Source organism: Mixta sp. BE291 (assembly GCF_031457955.1).
Taxonomy (GTDB): Bacteria; Pseudomonadota; Gammaproteobacteria; order Enterobacterales; family Enterobacteriaceae; genus Mixta.
Window position 1 is genome coordinate 203,305 of the sequence record NZ_JAVDXN010000002.1, and the last position, 22,919, is coordinate 226,223.

Annotated in this window: 17 protein-coding genes; 8 read left to right on the top strand and 9 right to left on the bottom strand. The window is 56.6% G+C overall.

Annotated features, from left to right (window positions below):
* Positions 1-111: 111 nt before the first annotated feature.
* The 7 genes from tcyN to J2X14_RS06095 all read right to left on the bottom strand — a co-directional run bounded on the left by tcyN (position 112) and on the right by J2X14_RS06095 (position 6,004).
* A complete protein-coding gene (gene tcyN / locus J2X14_RS06065; RefSeq protein WP_352410330.1) occupies positions 112-864 on the bottom strand; it encodes an L-cystine ABC transporter ATP-binding protein TcyN in 753 nt (250 codons plus the stop codon).
* A complete protein-coding gene (gene tcyL / locus J2X14_RS06070) occupies positions 861-1,529 on the bottom strand; it encodes a cystine ABC transporter permease (RefSeq protein WP_352410331.1) in 669 nt (222 codons plus the stop codon). The genes tcyN and tcyL overlap by 4 nt, the downstream gene beginning before the upstream one ends.
* Positions 1,529-2,329: a cystine ABC transporter substrate-binding protein gene (gene tcyJ / locus J2X14_RS06075; RefSeq protein ID WP_352410332.1), complete on the bottom strand. Its 801-nt coding sequence runs from the start codon at positions 2,327-2,329 to the stop codon at positions 1,529-1,531. The genes tcyL and tcyJ overlap by 1 nt, the downstream gene beginning before the upstream one ends.
* A gap of 148 nt (positions 2,330-2,477) precedes the next feature.
* Positions 2,478-3,464: a D-cysteine desulfhydrase gene (locus tag J2X14_RS06080; RefSeq protein ID WP_352410333.1), complete on the bottom strand. Its 987-nt coding sequence runs from the start codon at positions 3,462-3,464 to the stop codon at positions 2,478-2,480.
* A gap of 148 nt (positions 3,465-3,612) precedes the next feature.
* Positions 3,613-4,116 carry a flagella biosynthesis regulatory protein FliZ gene (gene fliZ, locus J2X14_RS06085; protein WP_352410334.1) on the bottom strand — a complete coding sequence of 168 codons (504 nt, stop codon included), beginning with the start codon at positions 4,114-4,116 and terminating at the stop codon, positions 3,613-3,615.
* Positions 4,117-4,162: 46 nt separating this feature from the next.
* Positions 4,163-4,885: an RNA polymerase sigma factor FliA gene (locus tag J2X14_RS06090; protein ID WP_352410335.1), complete on the bottom strand. Its 723-nt coding sequence runs from the start codon at positions 4,883-4,885 to the stop codon at positions 4,163-4,165.
* Positions 4,886-5,032: 147 nt separating this feature from the next.
* The gene (locus tag J2X14_RS06095; RefSeq protein ID WP_352410336.1) at positions 5,033-6,004 is read right to left on the bottom strand and encodes an HNH endonuclease signature motif containing protein; all 972 of its coding nucleotides are present in this window, start codon (positions 6,002-6,004) and stop codon (positions 5,033-5,035) included.
* 240 nt (positions 6,005-6,244) lie between these two features.
* Here J2X14_RS06095 and rfbA point away from each other — a divergent pair, with 240 nt between their 5' ends.
* The 8 genes from rfbA (at position 6,245) to J2X14_RS06135 (ending at position 17,983) form a co-directional block, all read left to right on the top strand.
* Positions 6,245-7,114 carry a glucose-1-phosphate thymidylyltransferase RfbA gene (gene rfbA, locus J2X14_RS06100; RefSeq protein ID WP_352410337.1) on the top strand — a complete coding sequence of 290 codons (870 nt, stop codon included), beginning with the start codon at positions 6,245-6,247 and terminating at the stop codon, positions 7,112-7,114.
* Positions 7,111-7,659, top strand: coding sequence for a dTDP-4-dehydrorhamnose 3,5-epimerase (rfbC, locus tag J2X14_RS06105; protein WP_352410338.1), 549 nt, complete (start codon positions 7,111-7,113; stop codon positions 7,657-7,659). The genes rfbA and rfbC overlap by 4 nt, the downstream gene beginning before the upstream one ends.
* Positions 7,644-8,486 (top strand): dTDP-4-dehydrorhamnose reductase, encoded by an 843-nt coding sequence (gene rfbD, locus J2X14_RS06110; protein ID WP_352410339.1) that lies wholly within the window; start codon positions 7,644-7,646, stop codon positions 8,484-8,486. The genes rfbC and rfbD overlap by 16 nt, the downstream gene beginning before the upstream one ends.
* Positions 8,487-8,898: 412 nt before the next feature.
* The gene (gene treZ / locus J2X14_RS06115; protein ID WP_352410340.1) at positions 8,899-10,686 is read left to right on the top strand and encodes a malto-oligosyltrehalose trehalohydrolase; all 1,788 of its coding nucleotides are present in this window, start codon (positions 8,899-8,901) and stop codon (positions 10,684-10,686) included.
* A complete protein-coding gene (treY, locus tag J2X14_RS06120; RefSeq protein ID WP_352410341.1) occupies positions 10,683-13,217 on the top strand; it encodes a malto-oligosyltrehalose synthase in 2,535 nt (844 codons plus the stop codon). Before treZ ends, treY begins: the two co-directional genes overlap by 4 nt.
* 69 nt (positions 13,218-13,286) lie before the next feature.
* Complete coding sequence (glgX, locus tag J2X14_RS06125) at positions 13,287-15,362, top strand: glycogen debranching protein GlgX (RefSeq protein WP_352410342.1); 2,076 nt, start codon at positions 13,287-13,289, stop codon at positions 15,360-15,362.
* Between the two features lie 324 nt (positions 15,363-15,686).
* Positions 15,687-16,856, top strand: coding sequence for an ATP-grasp domain-containing protein (locus J2X14_RS06130; RefSeq protein WP_352410343.1), 1,170 nt, complete (start codon positions 15,687-15,689; stop codon positions 16,854-16,856).
* An 11-nt stretch (positions 16,857-16,867) separates the two neighbouring features.
* On the top strand, positions 16,868-17,983 hold the full coding sequence (locus J2X14_RS06135; RefSeq protein WP_352410344.1) for a Gfo/Idh/MocA family protein: 1,116 nt from the start codon (positions 16,868-16,870) through the stop codon (positions 17,981-17,983).
* A gap of 91 nt (positions 17,984-18,074) precedes the next feature.
* Here J2X14_RS06135 and J2X14_RS06140 read toward each other — a convergent pair whose 3' ends face one another.
* Together J2X14_RS06140 and J2X14_RS06145 are read right to left on the bottom strand one after the other, a co-directional pair.
* The gene (locus tag J2X14_RS06140) at positions 18,075-19,223 is read right to left on the bottom strand and encodes a DegT/DnrJ/EryC1/StrS family aminotransferase (RefSeq protein WP_352410345.1); all 1,149 of its coding nucleotides are present in this window, start codon (positions 19,221-19,223) and stop codon (positions 18,075-18,077) included.
* Positions 19,224-19,341: 118 nt separating this feature from the next.
* Positions 19,342-22,824 carry a glycosyltransferase gene (locus tag J2X14_RS06145; protein WP_352410346.1) on the bottom strand — a complete coding sequence of 1,161 codons (3,483 nt, stop codon included), beginning with the start codon at positions 22,822-22,824 and terminating at the stop codon, positions 19,342-19,344.
* Between the last annotated feature and the right edge of the window lie 95 nt (positions 22,825-22,919).

Below are 22,919 nucleotides of genomic sequence, written 5' to 3' on the forward strand. Positions count from 1 at the left end.
GACAGAGAATAAATAAAAATCAGGCGAGACGATAAAAAAACGGGCAGTCAGTTAATTTGACCGCCCGTGGATTAACGATATTTAGGAGGATCCTGGTGCCGTTCAGACCAGCTATTGGCTGAGAAACTTTTCCAGGAACTGGCGGGTACGCGCCTGCTGAGGATGGGCAAACAGCGCTTTTGCTGGCCCCTGCTCCACGATGCGTCCCTGATCCATAAAAATAGCGCGGTCGGCCACGTCACGCGCGAAGCTCATCTCATGCGTAACGATAACCATGGTGCGTTTCTCTTCCGCCAGCGAGCGAATCGTATTCAGCACTTCGCCGACCAGCTCCGGATCGAGCGCCGAGGTGGGTTCATCAAACAGAATCACCTCTGGGCGCATTGCCAGCGCACGCGCAATCGCGACGCGCTGCTGCTGTCCGCCGGACAGGCGACGCGGATAGCTTTGCTCTTTGCCCTGCAGCCCCACCTTTTCCAGCAGCGCCCGGGCGCGGGCAATGGCTTCGGCTTTCGGTTCGCCTTTTACGATGACCGGGCCTTCAATAATATTCTCCAGCACCGAGCGATGCGGAAACAGATTAAAGCTCTGAAACACAAAGCCGACCTGTTGACGCAGCTGGCGTACGCGCTCTTTCTGCTTGCTGACCGGCAGAGCCGCATCAATGGCGATGCCGCCCACTTTGATGGTGCCGCTATCCGGCACTTCCAGCAAATTGATGCTGCGCAGCAACGTGGTTTTACCCGAACCGCTGGGACCGATAATTGCCACCACTTCCCCGGACGCGACCTCAAGATCGATGCCATGCAGCACCGTCTGTCCGTTAAACTGTTTTACCAGTTTGCTGACTTCAATGGCGCTCATTTCGCCTCCCGATCCTGACGGTTAACATAATCTTCCAGGCGATTTTGCAGCGCCGACAGCAGCGTAGCCATTACCCAGTAAATCAGCGATGCCGCCAGATACATGGTGAACACCTCTAACGTGCGCGAAGTAATCAACTGCGCCTGACGGAACAACTCCGGCACCTGAATAGTGGCGGCCAGCGAGGTATCTTTCACCAGGCTGATAAAGCTGTTGCCCAGCGGCGGCAGTGCGGTACGCGCCGCCTGCGGCAGTACTACGCGGCGCAGCGTCTGCCAATGCGTCATGCCGATGCTAGCCGCCGCTTCCCACTGCCCGCGCTCGATGGCGGCAATCGCGCCGCGCAGCGATTCTGAGGCGTAGGCGGCGGTATTTAACGACAGGCCAATCATCGCCGAGGGGATAGGATCGAGTTCAATACCAAACTGCGGCAGTCCGTAGTAGATCATAAACAGCTGGGCGATCAGGGGCGTACCGCGAAAGATAGAGACATAAATGCGCGCCAGCCAGTTAACCGGCCAGAAAGCGGAGAGACGCATCAACGCCAGGATAAAGCCCAGCACCAGGCCGAAGAACATACCGCCGATACTGAGCTGCAGCGTAAACAGCGCGCCCTTTAATAAAAAAGGTGCTGAATCCAGCACCAGTTGGATACTTTCTTGCATTATTTAGTAACGTCCGCGCCGAACCATTTTTGTGAGATCTTATTCAGCGTGCCATCTTTCTGCATAGCGGCAATCGCCTGATTCACTGCGTTCAGCATATCTTCATTGCCTTTACGCAGCGCTACACCCGCTTCCTGGCGTGAGAAAGCCGGGCCGGCGACCGCCATGGTATTACCGGTTTTTTTCACCAGGTCGAGCGCAGCCAGGCGGTCAACCAGAATGGCGTCAACGCGACCAGAGCGCAGATCCTGATATTTGGTCGGGTCATCATCGTAGGTGCGGATATCAACGTTTTTTACATTCTCACGCAGCCACTGCTCATAGTTGGTGCCGAGGCCGACGCCGACCTTTTTATTCGCCAGATCCTGCGCGCTGTTGATGGTGCCTTCTTTATCTTTACGGGTCAGCGCCTGGATACCGGAAACGGTATAAGGCGTGGAGAAGTCATATTTTTTCTTACGTTCGTCGGAAATGGTTACCTGGTTTATCACCACATCAATGCGTTTGGAATCGAGCGATGCCAGCATACCGTCCCATTTGGTCGGCTTCAGGCTCGCTTTAACGCCAAGATGCTGCGCCAGCGCTTGCGCAAACTCCACTTCAAAACCGGTCAGCTTGCCGTTTTCATCCTGAAAGCTAAACGGCGGATAGGTGCCTTCCAGACCCACCAGCAGGCTGCCGCGCTCTTTAACCTTGTTGAGCAGGTTTTCCGCCGCGAATGTTTTTACGTTAACGCCAGCGACCAGCGCCGCCGCCATTACGCCCAGCACCAGCTGACGACGTACCTGAGAAAAAATCATATTTACCCCGTTTATTGTTGGATTGTGTGCAAAAGGCTTTTATAAAAAGCAAAGCCGAAAAATTGAATCCTGTTACCTAAAAGCAAAAATCATTAAACAGAATGATTATATACCCTAAATAATGCTACCTGCATTGTGCTGCCAGCCGTTAGACAGAAGGGTAATAAGCAAATAACGCCGGTGCACCGCCGGTATGGACAAACAGCAGCGGCCCTTCACGCTGAAAACGCTGCTGGCTAATGCCATCAATCAGTCCCGCCATCGCTTTGCCGGTATAGACCGGATCGAGAATAATCCCTTCCAGCCGCGCCAGCAGCTTCACCGCTTCCATTCCCTCTTCGCTGGGCATGCCATAACGTGGGCCAAAATAGTCGTCCCAAAGCGTAATCGGCGCGCGGCTCTGCGTTTCCAGCAGGCTGGCAACCTGCTGCTGGAGATGCGTCACCAGCGGCAGTTGATCGGCCACTTTACGTGACACTGTCACGCCAACCAGTTCGGTTTCCGGCAGTAAATGCTCTAAACCAATGGCCAGCCCCGCATGCGTGCCCGCACTGCCAGACGCGACCACCACCGCAGCGAAATCCACCACCTCTTCGCTTTGATGCGCAATCTCCTGCGCGCACTCAACATACCCCAGCGCGCCCAGCGCGTTTGAACCGCCCACCGGCACGACATAAGGGCGAAAGCCCTGCGCTTCCAGACGAACGCGCAGTTCTTCCAGCTGTTGCGCAGGAGCATGCAGCGCATCCACCAGCTCGATTTCACAATCCATTAAATCGAGCAGCAGTCGGTTGCCGTTGCCAAGGTAATTTTCCGCCTGAGTTTGAATCGGGTTTTCCAGCAGGGCGAAACACTTCAGGCCCAGCCTGGCCGCTACCGCAGCGGTTTGACGTACGTGGTTTGACTGAATCGCTCCGGCAGTAATTAACACATCGGCCCCTTCACGCAAGGCATCCGCCGCCAGAAACTCCAGCTTGCGCAGTTTGTTTCCACCCAGCGCCAACGGCGTAATATCATCACGTTTAATGAAAATATCGCGGCCAAGGTAGTCAGAAAGACGCGGCAAATGCTCCAGCGGCGTCGGTGCGCCAACCAGTTCAAGACGAGGGAATTGGGAAAGATTAGACAGGGACAAGGCAGCCTCCACGCACACGGGATAATGGCTACAGTGTTGCAGAAGATTTGACGGGGATCTATGGTCAGTTCGTGTGATAGATCGCAGCGGTGTCTGGCTGCTGAAAAAAACAGCGCGGCACGGATGAAATTTCATCCGTGCCGAACAATTAATTACGCTGCCAACCTAAAAACTGGTCATATTTGCGTAGCGCGATGCGGTAATTATTATTGCCGGCGTCCGGTAAATCATTTTCCAGACAAGCATGCCAGCTTCCGCCGCGTAATTTTTCTGCCGGATAATTTTTTGCCGACAGCATGTCATCCAGACGACGCAGACGCACCACATATTCACGTATCGTGCTATGGCTCATTTCCGTCTGCTCAAACAAATATTGTTTAAACGCCATAATGTCAAAATAATTGGGATGGGTATTACAGTAAATATCACTGCAAAACCGGCACAGCGCGGTCAGTTCGTTTTGTAATTTAAGCCAAACCTGATCGTCGATCGGCTGGTCCATCCGGGATATGGCTTCTTTATTAATGATCTGACCGCGAAAAACTAACGCCATCCTGTCGAGTACTTTTCCGCAGTGTGAACAATTACTTTGGCTGTGTTTAAAGTCTTTAAGATAACGGCTTAATGGCCTCGTTTTTAGTTTGGTTCCCATTGAGGAGACCCCCGGTTATATGTCTCGAAAGCGAGAGCTGACGCTGTCAGCGCGCTCCCGTTAACCGGGCGCGCAGGCGTTTAATCGCCTGACTGTGCAGCTGGCTGACGCGGGATTCCCCCACCTCCAACACCGCGCCAATCTCTTTCAGATTCAACTCTTCCTGGTAATACAGTGTCAGCACCATTTTTTCGCGCTCGGGCAATGCCTCGATCGCTTCAATGACGCGTTCACGCAGATTCCCTTCCATCAGCTGGTGAAGCGGATTGGCGTCTTCATGCCCTTCCGTTACCAGTTCCGCACTATCGCCATGCTCTTCGCGATATTCGTCATAGGAGAAAAGCTGGCTGTTATTGGTATCCAGCAGAATCTGCCGATACTCTTCCAGCGAAACATTTAGCTGTTTGGCAACTTCCTGCTCAGATGCGGAACGCCCCAGCGCCTGTTCGCACTGATGCATCGCCGACGCAACTTCACGCGCGTTGCGTCGCACGCTGCGCGGCGCCCAGTCACGGCTGCGTAGCTCATCCAGCATGGCCCCACGTATGCGCTGAACGGCATACGTGGTAAAGGCGGTGCCCTGTAGCGCGTCATAGCGCTCCACGGCGTTTAGCAGCCCAATACCTCCGGCCTGCAGCAAATCATCCAGCTCAACACTCGCGGGCAGCCGTACCTGCAGGCGCAATGCCTCATGGCGCACCAACGGTACATATCGCTGCCACAGCGAGTGTTTGTCCATCACGCCATCGGCGGTATAGAGATCGTTCACTTTGACTACCCTGCGTTAGTTACGTTATCGGCATGATTATCCGATTCTGTAGGGCGATCGATTGGTGGAATAGGGATAAAAAAGGCGGGTTATTTAGAAAATGTGTGTGACCACTACCGGTACGATACCAGTGGGATCACACTTTTGTTAAAAAAGGCGGCCCATTTTTTTCAGTCGTTCGCGAGTGGCTTTCGGCACAGACGGCCAAAGCGCACAGGCTTTGCCATCAATAGCCTGATAAAAGCCGTGCAGGTTATCTTCCGCCTGCGGCGCCTGGCGAAAATGCACCGTGCCCTGCTCGCCGTCAATCAGCAGTCGCCCGCTGATAAACAGCCGTCGCAGGTCACTGCGTAAGAACAAGCCATTATCAACGCTGTTATCAGCCAGCAGGCCGTCGCTGTTTTCGCGTACATCTATATGGCACGCTTCAACCCACGGCGCGGCAACATCCGCTGAAAGCGTAGTGCCGGTGATGACACAGCCGCTGTAGCGCGCTTTCACTGCCGTGCTGAATTCCGCCTGGCTGGCGCGCTGTAGCACTTTTACCCTGACGCGACGCCCCACCTGCTGACCAGCAATCACCGCCGCAGGGGCGGGCAACGCCGGGGTCTCCAGCACAACAATAAACTGTAAGGTTCGCGCCTCGCTAAAACAGGGCTGCGCCTGGGCATCAAACAACTGCCAGTAATCGTCATCGCCCTGCTGACGCATCAATGTTAAGCGATAGCCCCGACTGGCCAGCAAATTTTGCGCCGTCGCGCCATTGGGATCGAGCATCGCATAGACCCGGCTGTCGCCCATCACTTTCCACAGCACCCCGGCGGCGTCATTGCGCCGCAGATAAAGAAAGGATTGCCCCTGATGCATATAGTGTTCGAAACGACGCAGGTAATTTTTCCGATCGTTATCGTCCGCAACAAACAGCAGATCTTCCAGCGGGCTATTTTCCGCCTGATGAGCAAACACCGCCCGAATAACCAGCTGACGCGGGCTGGTAGAGGGGCTTAACAAGCCGCGAAAGGTCAGCGCCTTTTCCGTGGGATACTTTTGCCCGTAGCGCTGACTGATCTCCTCAAAGGTCAGATGTTCCCCGGGTAACAAATCATAATTGAAGCGCATAGCCACTCCAGAAAAAGAGTTACGGGTTGATCAGCGCAAAGACGCTGCTTTGCCGTTATTATCGGCAGACCGGCTATTTTCTGTAACGCCGCGTTAAAATCTTTGCCGCCCGCAGGTTATCCGCAATAAAGCCCCCGCTTTGCCCTCTTATTTGCCCCATTACTCATCCGATGTGAGGCGTAATCTTTATCACATTCCTGGGGAAGGCCTCCCCTGCACCTGGTTATATCGAGACTCTTTATGAAAGGTATCGTGCTCGCTGGCGGCACCGGCTCCCGCTTACATCCGGTCACCTGCGGCGTATCCAAGCAGCTGTTGCCGGTGTATGACAAGCCAATGATCTACTATCCGCTTTCCGTGCTGATGCTGGCGGGCATTCAGGAGATTCTGGTGATCACCACGCCGGAAGATTTACCGGCTTTCCAGCGTCTGCTGGGCGACGGCAGCGCTTTCGGTATTCAGCTGCAGTTTGCCGTTCAGCCGAAACCGGAAGGGCTGGCGCAGGCGTTTATCATTGGCGAAGACTTTCTCGCCGGGCAGGGCTGCGCGCTGGTGCTGGGCGATAACATCTTTTTCGGCCAGAGCTTCGCGAAAAAGCTGGAAGAGGTGAGCGCGCGCAGCAGCGGCGCAACGGTGTTCGGTTATCAGGTAATGGATCCGGAACGCTTTGGCGTGGTCGAATTTAATAAGCAGTTTCAGGCGATTTCGCTGGAAGAGAAACCGGCGCAGCCTAAATCGAACTATGCGGTGACCGGTCTCTATTTTTATGACCAGCAGGTTTGTGCGATGGCGAAGCAGGTAAAGCCTTCGGCGCGCGGCGAACTGGAGATCACCACCCTGAACCAGATGTACCTGGAGGATGGCCTGCTGTCGGTAGAAGTGCTGGGACGCGGTTTCGCCTGGCTGGACACCGGCACCCATGACAGCCTGTTGGAAGCCTCACATTTTATCCATACCATTGAAAAACGTCAGGGTTTTAAAGTCGCCTGCCTGGAAGAGATTGCCTGGCGTAAGGGCTGGCTGAGTGCCGCTCAGCTGCGCGAACGGGCCAACTATCTCAACAAAACCCAGTACGGATCCTATCTGCATCAGCTGCTGGTGGAAGCATGAAGGTAATCAATACGCGTATTGATGATGTAAAAATTATTCAGCCCGCCGTCTTTGGTGATGCGCGCGGCTTCTTTCTTGAGACCTTCGAAAGAAAACGTTATCAGCAACTGCTGGATATCAAGCTGGAGTTTGTGCAGGACAACTATTCCCGCTCCGGTAAAAACGTGCTGCGCGGCCTGCATTATCAGAAAACGCAGCCGCAGGGCAAGCTGGTACGCGTGGTGCGCGGCGAAGTGTTTGATGTTGCCGTGGATATTCGCCCCGATTCGCCAACCTTTGGACAGTGGGAAGGCGTGATCCTGTCGGAAGAAAACAAGACGCAGCTCTGGATCCCGCCCGGTCTGGCGCACGGTTTTTTGGTGCTGTCTGAACTGGCGGATTTTGAATACAAATGTACCGATTACTACAACCCGCAGGATGAAGCCTGCCTGCTGTGGAATGACCCTGCAATAAATATTGACTGGCCGGTGAAAGATCCCCTGCTGTCGGATAAAGATAAAAAAGGTTTACCTCTTAGGGAGTTGTTGCCATGCGCGTATTGTTAACCGGCGCTTACGGTCAGCTGGGCCGTAGCCTGCTGGATCGCTTTCCTGCCGACTGGGTGTTGCTGGCCTGTGGTTCAGCCGAGCTGGATATTACCAACCGGGCGGCGGTCGATCGCATTGTGCGCCGGTTCCGTCCGCAGGTGATTATGAATGCTGCCGCCTATACGGCGGTGGATAAGGCGGAAACCGATCGCATCCGCGCCATGAAAATCAACGCCCTTGGCCCGGAAAACCTGGCGCGTGCGGCGCGTGATACCGGCGCGCAGCTGATCCATATCTCTACGGATTATGTGTTCGACGGCACCAAATCCACGCCCTACGTTGAAAGCGATGCGCCCTGCCCTGTTAACTTTTATGGCCTGAGCAAGTGGGAAGGCGAAAAACGCGTACAGGCGATGCTGCCGCGCGCCATTATCGTGCGCACCTCGTGGGTATTTAGCGAATATGGCAACAACTTTGTTAAAACCATGCTGCGCCTGGCGCAAACACAGCCAACCCTGCGGGTGGTCAACGATCAGCGCGGTTGCCCGACCTATGCGGGCGATCTGGCGCAGGCGATGATTACCCTGGCTACCGACAGCAACGCGGCGGGAATTTATCATTACTGCGGTGATAAGGCGGTAAGCTGGTATGAGTTCGCGCTCACGATATTCAGCGTCTTTAGCGACGAATCTCCCGCGTTGCGTTCAGTTGATGTCTGCCCCATCTCCACCGCCGCCTTTAAACAGCAGGCATGCCGCCCGATGAACTCGGTCATGGTCAGCGAAAAAGCCGCGCCGCAGGCCTCCTGCTGGGATAAGGCGTTGGGCACGGTGATGTCCGCCTGAACGAAGGCGTGACAGCACGCCCGCCAGCCGATAAACAAGCCAGCAATAAGGATTGCTGGCCTGAAGGCGCACCCCGTTCTACGATGGCTGCCGCTGCTGCCGCTGCTGCCGCTTATTGATATCTGATACCGCCCTCTCGTTAAAGAAAAGCAAATACTCGCTTCGTTATCCCCACCCTTCAACTCTCGCTGCATAGTCTATGATTGTTCTGTGTATGCAGCCTGAGGCCAGGTTAACCGGACACCGTTTCATCTCCTTACTCAGCGGAACAGCCCCCTGATGGTCATCAGGTGCGGGCCGCGCCGCTACGGAATCCAGCTCGCGCTCCAGGCTTAGGCGATTAGCTTGCATCACCAAATAACATTACATGATGTCGTCCATAAGTCATTTCTGCGTTAAGCGAGGAAAATGAATGGAGTCCAAATCATTTCGTAAAAGTTGGGGCGCTGAATATGAGGCCGCCGATACCGTTCGTTTTCGTCTTTGGGCACCAGGACAACAGACGATAACCCTGCGGCTCGACGGCCAGGACCGCGCGATGAATGCAGGCGGCGACGGCTGGTTTGAACTGGAGGCCGCCGGGGTCGCGCCCGGCGCGGAATATAATTTTGTTCTTGCCGACGGCATGGTGGTGCCGGATCCCGCCTCCCGCGCTCAGAAAGCGGATGTAAACGGCCCTTCGCTGGTTATCGACCCCGCCAGCTACGCCTGGCAAAACAGCGCATGGCAGGGCCGCCCATGGGAAGAATCGGTGGTCTATGAGATGCATATCGGCACCTTTACGCCGCAGGGCACCTTCCAGGCCGCCATTGAGAAACTGCCCCAGCTGGCCGAACTCGGCATCACCATGATTGAGGTGCTGCCGGTATCGCAATTCGGCGGCAACCGGGGCTGGGGCTATGATGGCGTGCTGCTTTACGCGCCGCATGCCGCCTATGGCACGCCGGATGATTTTAAAGCCTTTATCGATGCCGCGCATGGTCATGGACTTTCGGTGGTGCTGGATATCGTTCTGAACCATTTCGGCCCCGAAGGTAACTATCTGCCGCTGCTGGCACCGGCGTTTTTCCATAAAGAGCGCATGACGCCGTGGGGCGCCGGTATCGCCTATGATGTTGACGCCGCCCGCCGTTATATCATTGAAGCACCGCTTTACTGGCTGAAAGAGTTCAACCTCGACGGCCTGCGCTTCGATGCCATCGATCAGATTGAGGATATTTCTGAAAAGCATGCGCTGATTGAGATTGCCGAGCGGATTCGCACTGAAATCGTCGACCGTCCTGCGCACCTCACCACCGAAGACAGCCGCAACGTCATTTTCCTGCATCCACGTGAACCGGATGGCTCCGTGCCGCTGTTCACCGGCGAATGGAACGATGATTTCCATAATGCCGTGCATGTGCTGGCAACCGGTGAAACCCACGCTTACTACCAGGATTTCGCCGATGAGCCGGAAAAACGGGTGGCGCGCATTCTGACGGAAGGGTTCGCTTATCAGGGCGACGTTTCTGCGCAGTCGGGCCAGCCGCGCGGCGTTAAAAGCAGCGGACAGCCGCCGGTCGCCTTTGTAGATTTTATCCAGAATCACGATCAGGTCGGCAACCGCGCCCAGGGCGAAAGGCTGATTTCGCTGGCGGGCGTTGAACGCACCAAAGTCATGCTGGCGACGCTGCTGCTCTCGCCGCATATTCCGCTGCTGTTTATGGGTGAAGAGTATGGCGAAACGCAGCCTTTCCTGTTCTTTACCGATTTCCATGGCGATCTTGCCAAAGCGGTACGCGAAGGCCGCGCCAGAGAATTCGAAGGTCACGCAGGACATGAAGGGGAAAGCGTGCCCGATCCCAATGCGGAAAGCACCTTTGCTGCCTCGAAACTGGACTGGCAGAACAGGGAAAGTGAGCAAGGACAAGCCTGGCTGGCGTTTACCCGTGAACTGTTAGCGCTGCGCCAGCAGCATATCGTGCCGTTGCTGACCCGCGCGGGCGGCGATGCGGGCAAGGTGATTGCCACCGCCGAAGGCTTCGTGGCCGTGAGCTGGGCTTTCCCGGACGGTACGCTGTCGCTGGCGTTTAATATTGGTGCCGACACCCAGCCGCTGCCTGACCTGCCTGGCGACACGCTGTTCGCCTGGCCGCAGGCGTCAGAGGCGCTGCCGCAGAATTCGATTATCGTCCGCCTGGCTGCAGGAGATGCAAAGTGAAGATCCCAACGGCTACCTGGCGCATTCAGTTTCGCAACGGCATGACCTTTGATCGTGCCGCGCAGCTGGTGCCCTATCTCAAGCGGCTTGGCATCAGCCATCTCTACGCCTCGCCGATTTTTACCGCAACCGCTGACTCGACCCACGGCTACGACGTCACCGACGCTAACGAGATCGATCCCGTTCTCGGCGGCCGCGCCGCCTTTGACCGCATGGTAAAGGCGCTACAGGAGGCCGGGCTGGGCCTGATTCTGGATATTGTGCCGAACCATATGGCCGCTTCGCTGGAAAACGCCTGGTGGCGCGACGTAATTGAGCATGGCGAAAAAAGCCGCTACGCCCGCCATTTCGATATCGACTGGTCGCGTCGCCTGACGCTGCCTTTCCTTGGCGATACCTTTGAAACGGTGCTGGAAAACGGTGAGATCGGCGTTAAGGCGGATCCGCACACCGGCAAACCGGCGCTGGCCTATTACGACAGCTTTTATCCGCTGACGCCGGAAAGCTGGCAAGGGCGTGAAGAGGAGGTGCTGCAGCTGACCGATAAGGCGGAGATCGCCAAACTGCATGAGCGCCAGCCCTGGCGGCTGATGTCATGGCGCGACGCGCCGCGCGATCTCTCCTATCGGCGCTTCTTTGAAATCACCGGGCTGGTAGGCATGCGCGTGGAAGATCCGCGGGTGTTTGATGATACGCACCGGCTGATCCTCGAACTGGTGCATTGCGGCGCGGTTGATGGCCTGCGGGTGGATCACGTTGATGGGCTGGCCGATCCGCAAGGCTATCTGGCGCATCTGCGTCAACAGGCTGGTGCGGATTGCTATATCACCGTGGAAAAAATCCTCGGTAAAGATGAGCAGCTGCCCACGGACTGGCCGGTTTCCGGCACCACCGGTTATGAGTTTATCGAGTCGCTTTCCGATGTGCTGGTGGACGGCGACAATATCCGCCTGCTGCGTAAAGCCTATGATGAGGTCAAAGGCAAACCGGTGAACATGGCGGCGGAACTGCGCTCCGCCAAGCTGCTAATGACGGACCGCAACTTTGCCGGTGAATTCTCCACGCTGCTGCGGCTGGCGATGGCGATCGCCCGCACCGATAACGTCGCGATCGAGGAGCAAGCGGTACGCGCCGCGCTGCGCGAACTGCTGATTGCGTTCCCGGTCTATCGCACTTACGGCACGGCAGCCGGACTGCCAGCGGAAAGCAACGAAATGCTGCAACGCGTGGCGGAGAAAGTCAGAACCAGCGCCAACGCGCCCGCGCCTGAGGCGCTTGATTTCCTGACCCGTATTCTGAGCGGCGATGTGTCACCGCAGGCCAGCGACGAAGCGACCCACTTCCGTACGCGCTTCCAGCAGCTGACCGGCCCGCTGATGGCGAAATCGGTTGAGGATACGCTGTTTTTCCGCCAGAACATGGAGCTGGCGCTGAATGAAGTGGGCGCCGAACCGATTCCACGCGCCTTCTCGCTCGATCGTTTCCACAGCGAGATGAAAACGCGCCTGGAGCGGCAGCCCGATGCCCTTTCCGGCACCTCGACCCACGATACCAAACGCGGCGAAGATGCCCGCGCCCGGCTGTATACGTTAACCGAAGCGCCAGAGCGCTGGGCGGAATGCGTGGCGCGCTGGCGGCAGATGAACCGGTCTAAAATCTGTCAGTTGGATGATGGCGCAGCCCCTAAACCGGCGGTGGAATGGATGCTGTATCAGGCGCTGGCTGGCGTCTGGCCGCCTACGCTCCACGCTCAGGACGAAGCGGGTCTCCAGGCGCTGGAAGAACGCTTTCTGCCGTTTGTGGAAAAGGCGCTGCGCGAAGCGAAATTACGTACCGACTGGGCAGACAGCAACGATGCCTATGAAAAGGCGGTGCTTGACTATGTGCGTCACCTGCTTTCACCGGCTAACCAGGCTTTTTTGCAGGACTTTACCGCTGCGCTACAGCCTTTTATTCGCGCCGGTCTGGTCAATAGCCTGACGCAAACCATTATCAAGCTGACCGCGCCGGGCGTGCCGGATATTTATCAGGGCAGCGAAGCGCTGAACTTCAGTCTGGTGGATCCCGATAACCGCCGCGAACCTGATTTCGCCGCGCTCGATACCATGCTGAACGGTCACGAAACCCCGGAAACCGCCACGGAAGAGAGCTGGCTAAGCGGGCGTTTGAAACAGCATGTGATTGCGCGCCTGCTGCATCTTCGTCAGCAGAACCCAACGCTGTTCCGTCAGGGAGATTACCTGCCGCTGACCGCCAGCGGCCAGCGCGCGGAGAACGTGATCGCCTTCGCCCGCACGGAGAGCGACGATGCGCTGATTGTTATCGCGCCGCGCCTGGTTTTCAGCAGCCTTGACGGCAGCCTCGACCAGCCGGATCCGCAGCGCTGGCTGGAGACGGAGATTGCGCTGCCTGAAGGGCTGGCCAACCGCCGTTATCGCAATATCCTGAGCGGGGAAACGATCTCGCTGACCGACCGCTTCCCGCTGGATACGGTTGCCTGCAGCTCGTCTGTCATACTGGTAAGTGCATGAAATTAGCTAAATAAAAACGTAATAAATTGCTGTTGTGCTTAAAAATTATCTTTCAATGGAGAGAGATGTATGTCAAACGGTAAGCTTTTTGAAATCAAGGCGGGGCATTGCCACCAGCTTGGGGCCAATTTTGATGGCGAAGGGGTTAACTTCGCTATTTTCTCTGCGCATGCCGAACGCGTTGAGCTGTGCCTTTACGATCAAGACGGCAAAACAGAAATCGCCCGACTGGAGCTGCCGGAATATACCCATGAGGTCTGGCACGGCTATGTGCCGGGCCTGCAGCCGGGCGCGCTGTATGGCTATCGGGTGCATGGCCCCTATGATCCGGAAAACGGTCATCGCTTTAACCCGAATAAGCTGCTGGTGGATCCCTACGCACGCGAGCTGGTGGGCGACATCGAGTGGAACGAGGCGCATTTTGCCTATGATCTGCTGCATGAAGATAAAGATTTAACCTTCGATACGCGCGACAGCGGGCCTTTTACGCCCAAATGCCGGGTGATCGATCCCCATAAGTTTGACTGGCAGGACAGCAACCGTCCGGACATCGCCTGGCCGAACAGCGTGGTTTATGAAGCGCATGTCAAAGGGTTTACCCAGCTTAACCCCGCCCTGCCGCCGGAACTGCGCGGCACCTTTGAGGGCATGGGACACAAGGTTTCTGTGGATTACATTAAAAGCCTGGGCATTACCTCGGTAGAGCTGCTGCCGGTTCACTGGTTCCCGGACGATCAGCATTTGCTGGATAAAGGGCTGAAAAACTTCTGGGGCTATAACTCGCTGGCGTTCTTCGCCCCGGCTTCGCGCTATTACGGCCCGAAGGGGATTCAGGGTTTCCGCGATATGGTGCGCGCGTTTCATGACGCCGGGATCGAGGTGATTCTGGACGTGGTTTATAACCACACGGCGGAAGGGAACGAACTTGGCCCTACGCTCTCGTTCAAAGGCATCGATAACTTTTCCTACTACCGCACCCTGCCCGATCAGCATCGCTATTACATCAACGATACCGGTACCGGCAACACGGTGAACACCTCGCATCCGCGCGTATTGCAGATGGTGATGGATTCGCTGCGCTACTGGGCGGAAACCATGCATATCGACGGTTTTCGTTTCGATCTGGGCACCATTCTTGGTCGTGAGCCGGAAGGCTTCGACCAGCGCGGCGGCTTTTTCGATGCGGTGATGCAAGATCCGGTGCTGTCGAAAGTGAAGCTGATCGGCGAGCCGTGGGATATCGGTCCCGGCGGCTATCAGGTTGGCGGCTTCCCGCCCGGCTGGGCGGAGTGGAATGATAAATACCGCGACACGGTGCGTGAATACTGGAAAGGCGATAATGTCTCGACCGATTTTGCGGCGCGCCTGTTGGGTTCCGGCGATCTTTACGATCAGCGCGGTCGTCGCCCCTGGGCCAGCGTTAACTTTATCACCGCTCATGACGGCTTTACGCTCAACGATCTGGTTTCGTACAACGAGAAGCATAACGAAGAGAACGGCGAAGACAATAATGACGGTCATAACGATAACCGTTCTTATAACTACGGCGCTGAAGGACCGACGGAGGATGCGGGCATCAACACGGTGCGCGAGCGCCAGAAACGCAACTTCCTCGCGACCCTGTTCTTTTCCCACGGCACGCCGATGCTGCTGGCGGGCGACGAGTTTGGCCGCAGCCAGATGGGTAACAACAACGGCTATTGTCAGGACAGCGAGATCTCCTGGATTCACTGGGAAAACCTACCGGCAAGCGCCGAGGCGCTGCGCGAGTTTACCCGTCAGGTGATTGCGCTGCGCGCGCAGCAGCCGCTGCTGCGTCGTGAAAGCTGGCGCGACGGCATGGATATTAAGTGGTTTAACGCCGGTGGCGGTTTTCAGCAGTCGGAACAGTGGGATGAAGGCTCAACGCTGGGTGTCTATATCGGTCGGGCCGATCTCCAGCCGGAGGAAGGCATCTGGCACGATGCGCTGATTTTGCTGAATCCGTTTGAAGGCAACGTGCCGTTCCTGATCCCGCAGTTTGGCGAAGGCGGCTGGGTGCTGGAACTCTCGACATCCGATACCGACCAGCGCGGTATGGTGATCACGCGCGAAAAAGAGTTTGAACTGGAAGGCCGCAGTATCGTGCTGTTCAGAAGGCCGTAAAAGGCAAACGCTGCCGCATGGCGTGGCATCACCTTGCTAAAAACAGCGCCTCAATGCGTTGCCCGCCAACGTTGAGGCGCTGTTTCGTTATGCCGCGCTAATAGCGGCATGATCCACCGTTTTATCCCCCACACGCTTAACCGCAGCCTTATCCCCTCTTTCCGTGGCTAATTAAGGCATAAAAACAGCTCTGTTTAGCGAATCAGAAACTGGCCTGGTGCTTACAATTTGCGATATGCCTTTCATGCCGCCGCTACGCAGCAACCATGGCGGCAGGTTAACCGGCTTATCCATATTATTTGCTGCATACTCTTCAGGCCATGCATGATGACAACCACAAAAAAGGCGTTACTGCTTGATGCCGGCTTCGCAGCCCTTCCTCTGCTGGCGGCGTTGGGTAAACAGGGCTATCAAACTGCGGTTTGCGGCAGTAAGCCACAGGATCCCGGCCATCAGTTCGCCGATCTCTCTTTCGATATCAACTACGCCGATCAGCAGCAGGTGCTGGCGCTGGCAAAATCGCTGAAAGTTGATGCGCTGCTGCCTGGCGTCACCGACGTCTCCTATTTAACCGGCTGTCAGGTCGCTCATCAGCTTGGGCTGCCCGGTTTTGACCAGCCCGACAGCGCTGAAATCATTTTCAAAAAAGGGGCGTTTCGCCACTGGGCGAACCAGCATGGTTATCCGGTGCCGCAGGCGGTAAACCATCCCGCTGCGGCAGACGCGCTTCCGCTGCCCCTGATGATCAAGCCGGTTGATGCCTACAGCGGTTTGGGCATTTCGTTAGTGGATAACCGGCAGGCTATTCTGCCCGCCTGGGAGCAGGCGTGCGCCGCCTCATCCGATGGCAAGGCGGTGATCGAAACCTGGATCGAAGGCAGCCTGCACAGCCATTCCGCTTTTATCCGTAACGGTAAGATTGTCGCTGAATATTTTGTCGATGAATTCTGCACGGTCTATCCGTGGCAGGTAAACAGCAGCTCGCTAAGCACCGCGCTGGACGAGCCGCTGAAAAACCAGGTGAGCGAATGTTTACAGGCGCTGGTTAATGATTTGCAGCTGTGCGACGGGCTGCTGCATACCCAGTTTATCCGTGGCAAAAACGGTTTCTGGTTGATTGAGCTGACCCGTCGCTGTCCGGGCGATCTCTATAGCCGCCTGATTGAACTTTCCACCGCCACCCCTTATGCGCTCTGGTTTGTGCAGCCGTTTCTTGACCAACCGTCAGCTATTCATGATAAACGTCCGGCGCATCAGCGGTTGATTGCGCGTCATACCCTTTCCGTGGATCGCCGTACCCCTTTTTCCTGCTTTAGCTATGGTCAGCTGCCGGCACGCATTATTGCGACCGTTCCGTTGAAAAAACCAGGCGAAATGCTGGAGTGCGCGCCGCGCGATCGGGCGGGCATTATTTTTGCCGAATTCGATCGGCTAGCTGAACTGGCAACCTATACCCCGCAGTTAAAAGCGTATTTCACTCTGGGTCAGAGTTAAGGCTGTAGACCATGAAAAAAGCATTGAAGATCGGTTTTATCGGTGGCGGACTTAATTCCGCCATTGGCCTGACCCACAGTATTGCCTGTCAGATGGACGGTCACTTTAAACTTACCGCCGGTTGTTTTAGCCGCGATGAGACGCAGAATCACCAGACCGGGCAGGCATGGGGCGTGACGCCTGAGCGTATTTACGCGCATCCAAGCGCGTTCCTGGCGCAGGAGAAGGGGCGGCTTGACGCGGTGGCGATTCTGACCCCCACGCCGGGACATCGCGATTTAATTAATGCCTGCTTACAGGCGAAGCTGCCGGTGATCAGCGAAAAAGCGATGGTGGATAACTATCAAAGCGCGCTGGTGGTACTGGCCTGCCAGCAACATCAACGCGGCAAACTGTTCGTGACCTATAACTACAGCGGTTACCCGATGGTGCGCGAGCTGCAAAAGCGCGTCCAGCGCGGCGATTTCGGCACCCTTCACCAGATCATGGTAGAGATGCCGCAGGAAGGCTTTGCGCGCCAGAACCGTGAAGGCCAGGTGGCGCAGCCGCAATCCTGGCGTCAACATGATGGCGAACTGCCGACGGTTTCGTTGGACCTGGGCGTTCATGTGCATCAGCTGGTGGATTTCATCACCGGCGACAGCGCGGCCGATGTTTATGCGGTTCACAGTACCTTTGCCAGCATCCCGGAAGTGGTCGATACGGTGCATATTATTTCTCGCTACCGCAGCGGCATGATCTGTAATTACTGGTATGGCAAAGCGGCGCTGGGCTATCGCAACGGCTTGCGTATCCGAATCATGGGCAGTAAAGGCAGCGCAGAATGGCTGCAGATGGATCCGGAATTCCTGCATCTCAGCGATGTTAAAGGCAACCGGATGATTATCGATCGCACCGCGACCGACAATATCATTGCCGGTCAGGCGCGCTATTGCCGCTTTAAGGCGGGCCACCCCGCGGGATTTATTGAAGCTTTCGCCAATTACTATGCGGATATTGCCGCTGCGCTGCGTGAAGAAGAGAGCGAGTATGCGGTTGATGCGCAGGTCGCGGCGACGGGTCTGAAGTTTCTTGAGGCGGCCAGTTTAAGCGCCCGCACCCAGCAAAAAATCGCGCTTAGCCGTTAGCCGTCGGTGGCCTGCGGGCCACCACTGCAAAACGTATGAAATAGATGATTGTTCATGGCGGCCCGCAAGGCCGCCTTTTTTATCGAGGCCGTCAGGCGGCATTTACCTGGCTGACGCGGATGATAATATCGATGATGGTGTTCTGTTCGGCGGCGGTCAGGTTCGGATGCACCGGCAGGCAGAGAACCTGCTGCGCAATGCCGCTGGCTACCGGCAGATTTGCTGGCGCGGATGAGTCGTAACCCTTATACATCGGGAAATCAGAGATCAGCGGATAGAAGTAGCGCCGCACATAGATCCCCTGCTCTTTAAACAGGTTATACAGCGCGTCCCGCGTAAGTGGAAAATGGCTGGCGTTAACAAAGATCGGGCAGTAAGCATAGTTCCATTCCGTGTTTTCCGGCAGCGGCAACAGACTCAACCCATGCACATGCGCCAGCGCCTGCTGGTAGTTCTCATAAATCTCTTTACGCACGGCGAAAGCGCGATCGACATGTTTGAGCTGCAACAGACCAAAGGCAGCCTGAATCTCATTCATTTTGCCGTTAATACCCGGCGCGACAACGGTGGTCTCATCGGCAAAACCAAAGTTTTTCAGGTAATCGATTCGGCGTTTAATCTTTTCGTTTGGACAAATAATTGCGCCGCCCTCAAAGGTATTAAACACTTTGGTGGCGTGGAAACTGACGATCGATAGATCGCCCTGATTCAGAATGCTGACGCCGTCCTGCTTAACGGCAAAACAGTGCGCCGCATCATAAATCACTTTTAAACCGTAGTTATCGGCGATGCGCTGAATCTTATCGGTATCACAGGGGATACCGTAGCAGTGTACCGGTAAAATAGCCGTGGTCGCGGGGGTGATCGCCGCTTCGATTTTGGCCGGATCGAGATTACAGGAGACCGGATCGATATCCACAAATACCGGCTTAATACCGTTCCACAGCAGCGAATGGGAGGTGGCGACAAAGGAATACGGCGTGGTAATGACTTCGCCGGTAATGCGCAGCGCCTGCAACGCGGTAACCAGCGCCAGCGTACCGTTAGCAAACAGGCTAATATGCTGAACGCCCAGATAATCAGCCAGCGCTTTTTCCAGCTCCTGATGATAAGGGCCGCCGTTGGTCAGCTGTTTGCTCTGCCAGATGCTTTCTAAATAGGGCAAAAACTCCTCAAGCGGCGGCATCAGTGGGCTGGTGACCAGCACATTGGGTAAAGAATTGTTTTCAGGGCTTTTCATTTATACACCTGCTCGATTCCGCTGGCAGTATCACGGCGATTGCCGCCCGCTGACGTACCCGTGCCACACGGGCACAAAGCTGTCAGGGGCGCATCATGCTCAGACTGCGCGTTAGGTATTAACCGTTATGATCTTTTTCCGTTGGCATTAGCGCCTGCAAAAAAAGCGTGTCCATTTCATCACTGGCATGTCGGCTGGCAAACCACGCCGGGAAAGCGGCTGCCATGCGCGCCGTTTCTTCCGCGCCGTCACGACGCTGCGCCAGCGCCAGACGCCAGGCCTCCGCACTGTTTTTCACCCGCCAGGCGGGTAAATCACTCGCCAGCGAGGCGACATCACTGCACACCGTGGGAATGCCCAGCGCGGCCAGCTGCAGCAGAATGAAGCTATCTTTGAAGCGATGCTCATCACTGTTGCTGCGCGGCAGGACGGCAAACTCGCCCGCTAATCCCCTAAGCTGCGCCATCAGATGCGACGCATCGTTACAGCGGTGGGTTTCACGCACAAAAGGCAGCCAGTCTGTGGGACAGTCGCCCAAAATAATCCAGTCGAAAGCGGCGGCGTACTGCGCAATTGCCGGTGCGATAAGCTGACGATCTTTCTCAGTCATCAGGCTGGTGGCGCACAGCACGCGTCGTCCCGCGCCGTTGGCTTTCTGCGCTGTTTTATCTTGCCACTCCGCCGTCAGAACATTGGGCAGAATAACGGCCTTTTTATGGCGTTTATTGAACCAATCAGCCTGGGCCGGGCTGTAAACCAGCCAGTTATCGATCAGCGCCTGCTGTAGCAGCGGCTTCTGGCTGCGACATTTCATCTCGCTGTCGGCAAGGTAAGCGACCCGACAGCCGCTGTTGGCTTTCACCTGGGCGACAATCTCACGAGTGCGATCGTCCACTTCGCCGCTCAGCACCATGCAGTTGGCCTGCAGACGCAGCAGCTCCGGCGCGGAGGGCACCGTAGTGAGCCGGGTAAACCGCAGGCGACCACGCGACGCCAGCGTTTGCAGCGCCTCAAGCAGCCGCTGTGCGTGGCTCTCCGCAGAATCGTCCTGAATAATCACAATAAAGGGAATGCCGTGGTGCTGGAGCGGGTTCCAGCGGGAAACCAGTTGCGCATCGGGCGCAAAAAGCCGCTCGTTCAGACTGTAATCGCGGTGATACGTCCCGTCCTGAGCAAGCGCGGGCAGCCAGCGTTGATAAAAACACGCCAGCTCTGGTGACGGCTGCGGTAAAAAGTCGCCGGGATAGCCGTTAATAGCGGCGTCTCTGACGATCAGGCTGTAAGGCGTGCAGACCAGCAGCAGTCCCGCCTGCGCCACCTGTAAACAGAGATCGATTTCTGCCAGCCGTGGCTGCGTGAACTGCGGGTTGAAACCGCCAATATGTTGCCAGACGCTACGGCGGATAAGCAGAGCGTGCATCGGCAGCGCGGAACAGTTGGCGTCGCTTTGCAAACGTGACAGATGCCCTGCGCTGCCCCAGCGTTCGCCATATCCGGCAGGAAAAGCCAGGCCGTTGACGCCGAGAATATAACCCGCGGAAAGCAGCTGCTGGTCGAAGTTCATGATTTGCGGCCCGACGCAGCCCACTTCCGGGCGCAGCGCATGGCTGGCCAGCGCGTTCAGCCAGCCAGACATAACGAAAACCGTGTTGGCATCAAGCAACAGCAGATAGTCGCCCTGCGCGTCGGCAGCGGCGGCATTGATCGCCTGCGTGGATTGGTCCGCCGTCACGGCAATCAGGCGCGCAGGGATCGTGTTGCCCGCCTGCTGTTGTAACCAGAGAGCGACCTCCGACGGCGTATGTGGCTGCGTCACGATCAGTAATTCGTAGCTGGCCCAGCGCGTCTGTTCAAAGAAGGTGGTCAGGCAGCGCTGTAGCTGCGCCAGGTTGTCGCCAGCCAGCAAGATCACCGAGAGCGAAAACGCAGGCTGCGGATCATACTGTAGCCGCCAGGGTTTCCCCGGCTGCCCTTCGACCGCTCCCTGCAGGAAGCCGCGCTGATGCAGGTATTCCCGTAGCAGCATCTGCTGCTGCTGCGAGGCGTCAAACTCACAGGCCGCGACGGGCACCAGCGTCACTGTTTCGGTAAAATGGCCGATGGCGCTGATATCGTAATGCGCGATCAGTTTCAGCACGGCATCCAGCTCAACGCTCTGCGGATAGCGCGCATCGAAGCCGCCCACCGTCATCAGCGCATCGCGTTGTAAAAATGCGCGTTGCAGATAGAGACGCGGCGCGCTTAAGAACAGATCGAGGTTAAAGTCCGGTTTAAAATGGGGAAGCATCTCCCCTTCTGCCAACAGCAACATCTCATCGGCATACACCAGGGCAAAACTCTCCAGCGTCCCCAACGCATCGCCCGCCAACAATAGCCCTTGCGCACTGTACTGGCTACCGGCCGGAATCAGCTGTAGCCAGTCAAATGCCTGCTGCTGCGCCAAATCAGCGACGGTGTTCATCCAGCTGGCGGGCGTCGCGTGCTGCACCAGCGGATCGTCGCTAAGGGCGTGCAGGCTTTCACTCACCAGCAACGCCTGGCTGCCCGGCAACTGACGCAGCTGCGGTAACAGCGTCGCCAGCGTTTGCCTGACGGCATCAGCCGATGCGTGCTGTTGATCAATCACGATCAACAACCGACGCCCGGCGCTTGCTTGCTGCGTCAACCGCGCCTGCTCGCCTGCGCCCAGCGTGCGCTGCATCAGCCAGACCGGCAGAGAGCGCTGATGTCGCGCGTCGGCTTTCTGCTGCGCCTGACGCTGCGTTTGTAATAAAAATTGCTGTAGCTGCTGCTCGCTTTCCGCGCGCAGGCCGAGAAAATAGTCGCGTGCCTTGCCAAGATGGCGGCGCACGTCATTAATCGCCTCGGGTGAAGGATCCCAGCTGTAGCCTGCATCGCCGCTATCTTTTAACGTCTCGGCGGTGATGGCGTATGCCTCATAGCCCGGCGCAGTGAGCGCCACCACCGGACTGCCGCACAGGATCGCCAGCGCGCAGGTGCCGGAGGATTCATACGAATAGAGTACGCGCGTGCGCTTCAGCAGCGCCGCCAGCTCCCGCAGCGACAGCGGATTATGCATCGAGAGAATCTGGATATCGGGCGGCAGCCAGGAAAAATCCACCGCGGATTGCGGTACGCGGTTAAGGTAAAGCAGATCGCAATCTTTCTCCTGCTGGTCATCGCAGAACAGATCCAGATCAAAGGTGTCCATCCGCAGAATGTGTGGGTTGACCGCTTTCTCAGCAAATTCTTTGCGATACCAGAAAAAGAGATCCTCCGGCCCCGCTTCCAGCCGGTTATTCTCAATTACCCCTTCGCGGTTAAGCATATAGCGCACGCACACCGGCGCAGAAAGCGGGTTGCCGGTAGTAACCTCCGGGTAAACGGCTATCCAGGGCTGTCCGCTGTTAACCACCGCATGCCAGCTCGCTTCATCCAGAGCGGGCGTATTCCATGCGGGATTAACCGTACAGCCCACCATCCACGCCTTTCCGCCCAGCTGATTAATCATATGGCCAAGCTGGTGTAATACCTGAATGCCCTGTGACGATTCGCGGTAGTCCGGCGCGACGATCAGATAAGGAAAGGTGAGCGATTGCATAATAGTCTCAGCTGATTGGAGGAAAGTAGCGGGCAACCTGGTGCCCTGCTGTTGGCAAATTCAGCGGGCGAACGCCGTTGCGCCCGTTGAAAAAA

Coding starts and splice junctions, on each gene's coding strand:
- tcyN (WP_352410330.1), bottom strand. CDS start 864: ATGAGCGCCATTGAAGTCAGCAAACTGGTAAAACAGTTTAACGGACAG.
- tcyL (WP_352410331.1), bottom strand. CDS start 1,529: ATGCAAGAAAGTATCCAACTGGTGCTGGATTCAGCACCTTTTTTATTA.
- tcyJ (WP_352410332.1), bottom strand. CDS start 2,329: ATGATTTTTTCTCAGGTACGTCGTCAGCTGGTGCTGGGCGTAATGGCG.
- fliZ (WP_352410334.1), bottom strand. CDS start 4,116: ATGGGAACCAAACTAAAAACGAGGCCATTAAGCCGTTATCTTAAAGAC.
- J2X14_RS06095 (WP_352410336.1), bottom strand. CDS start 6,004: ATGCGCTTCAATTATGATTTGTTACCCGGGGAACATCTGACCTTTGAG.
- rfbA (WP_352410337.1), top strand. CDS start 6,245: ATGAAAGGTATCGTGCTCGCTGGCGGCACCGGCTCCCGCTTACATCCG.
- rfbC (WP_352410338.1), top strand. CDS start 7,111: ATGAAGGTAATCAATACGCGTATTGATGATGTAAAAATTATTCAGCCC.
- rfbD (WP_352410339.1), top strand. CDS start 7,644: ATGCGCGTATTGTTAACCGGCGCTTACGGTCAGCTGGGCCGTAGCCTG.
- treZ (WP_352410340.1), top strand. CDS start 8,899: ATGGAGTCCAAATCATTTCGTAAAAGTTGGGGCGCTGAATATGAGGCC.
- glgX (WP_352410342.1), top strand. CDS start 13,287: ATGTCAAACGGTAAGCTTTTTGAAATCAAGGCGGGGCATTGCCACCAG.
- J2X14_RS06130 (WP_352410343.1), top strand. CDS start 15,687: ATGATGACAACCACAAAAAAGGCGTTACTGCTTGATGCCGGCTTCGCA.
- J2X14_RS06135 (WP_352410344.1), top strand. CDS start 16,868: ATGAAAAAAGCATTGAAGATCGGTTTTATCGGTGGCGGACTTAATTCC.
- J2X14_RS06140 (WP_352410345.1), bottom strand. CDS start 19,223: ATGAAAAGCCCTGAAAACAATTCTTTACCCAATGTGCTGGTCACCAGC.
- J2X14_RS06145 (WP_352410346.1), bottom strand. CDS start 22,824: ATGCAATCGCTCACCTTTCCTTATCTGATCGTCGCGCCGGACTACCGC.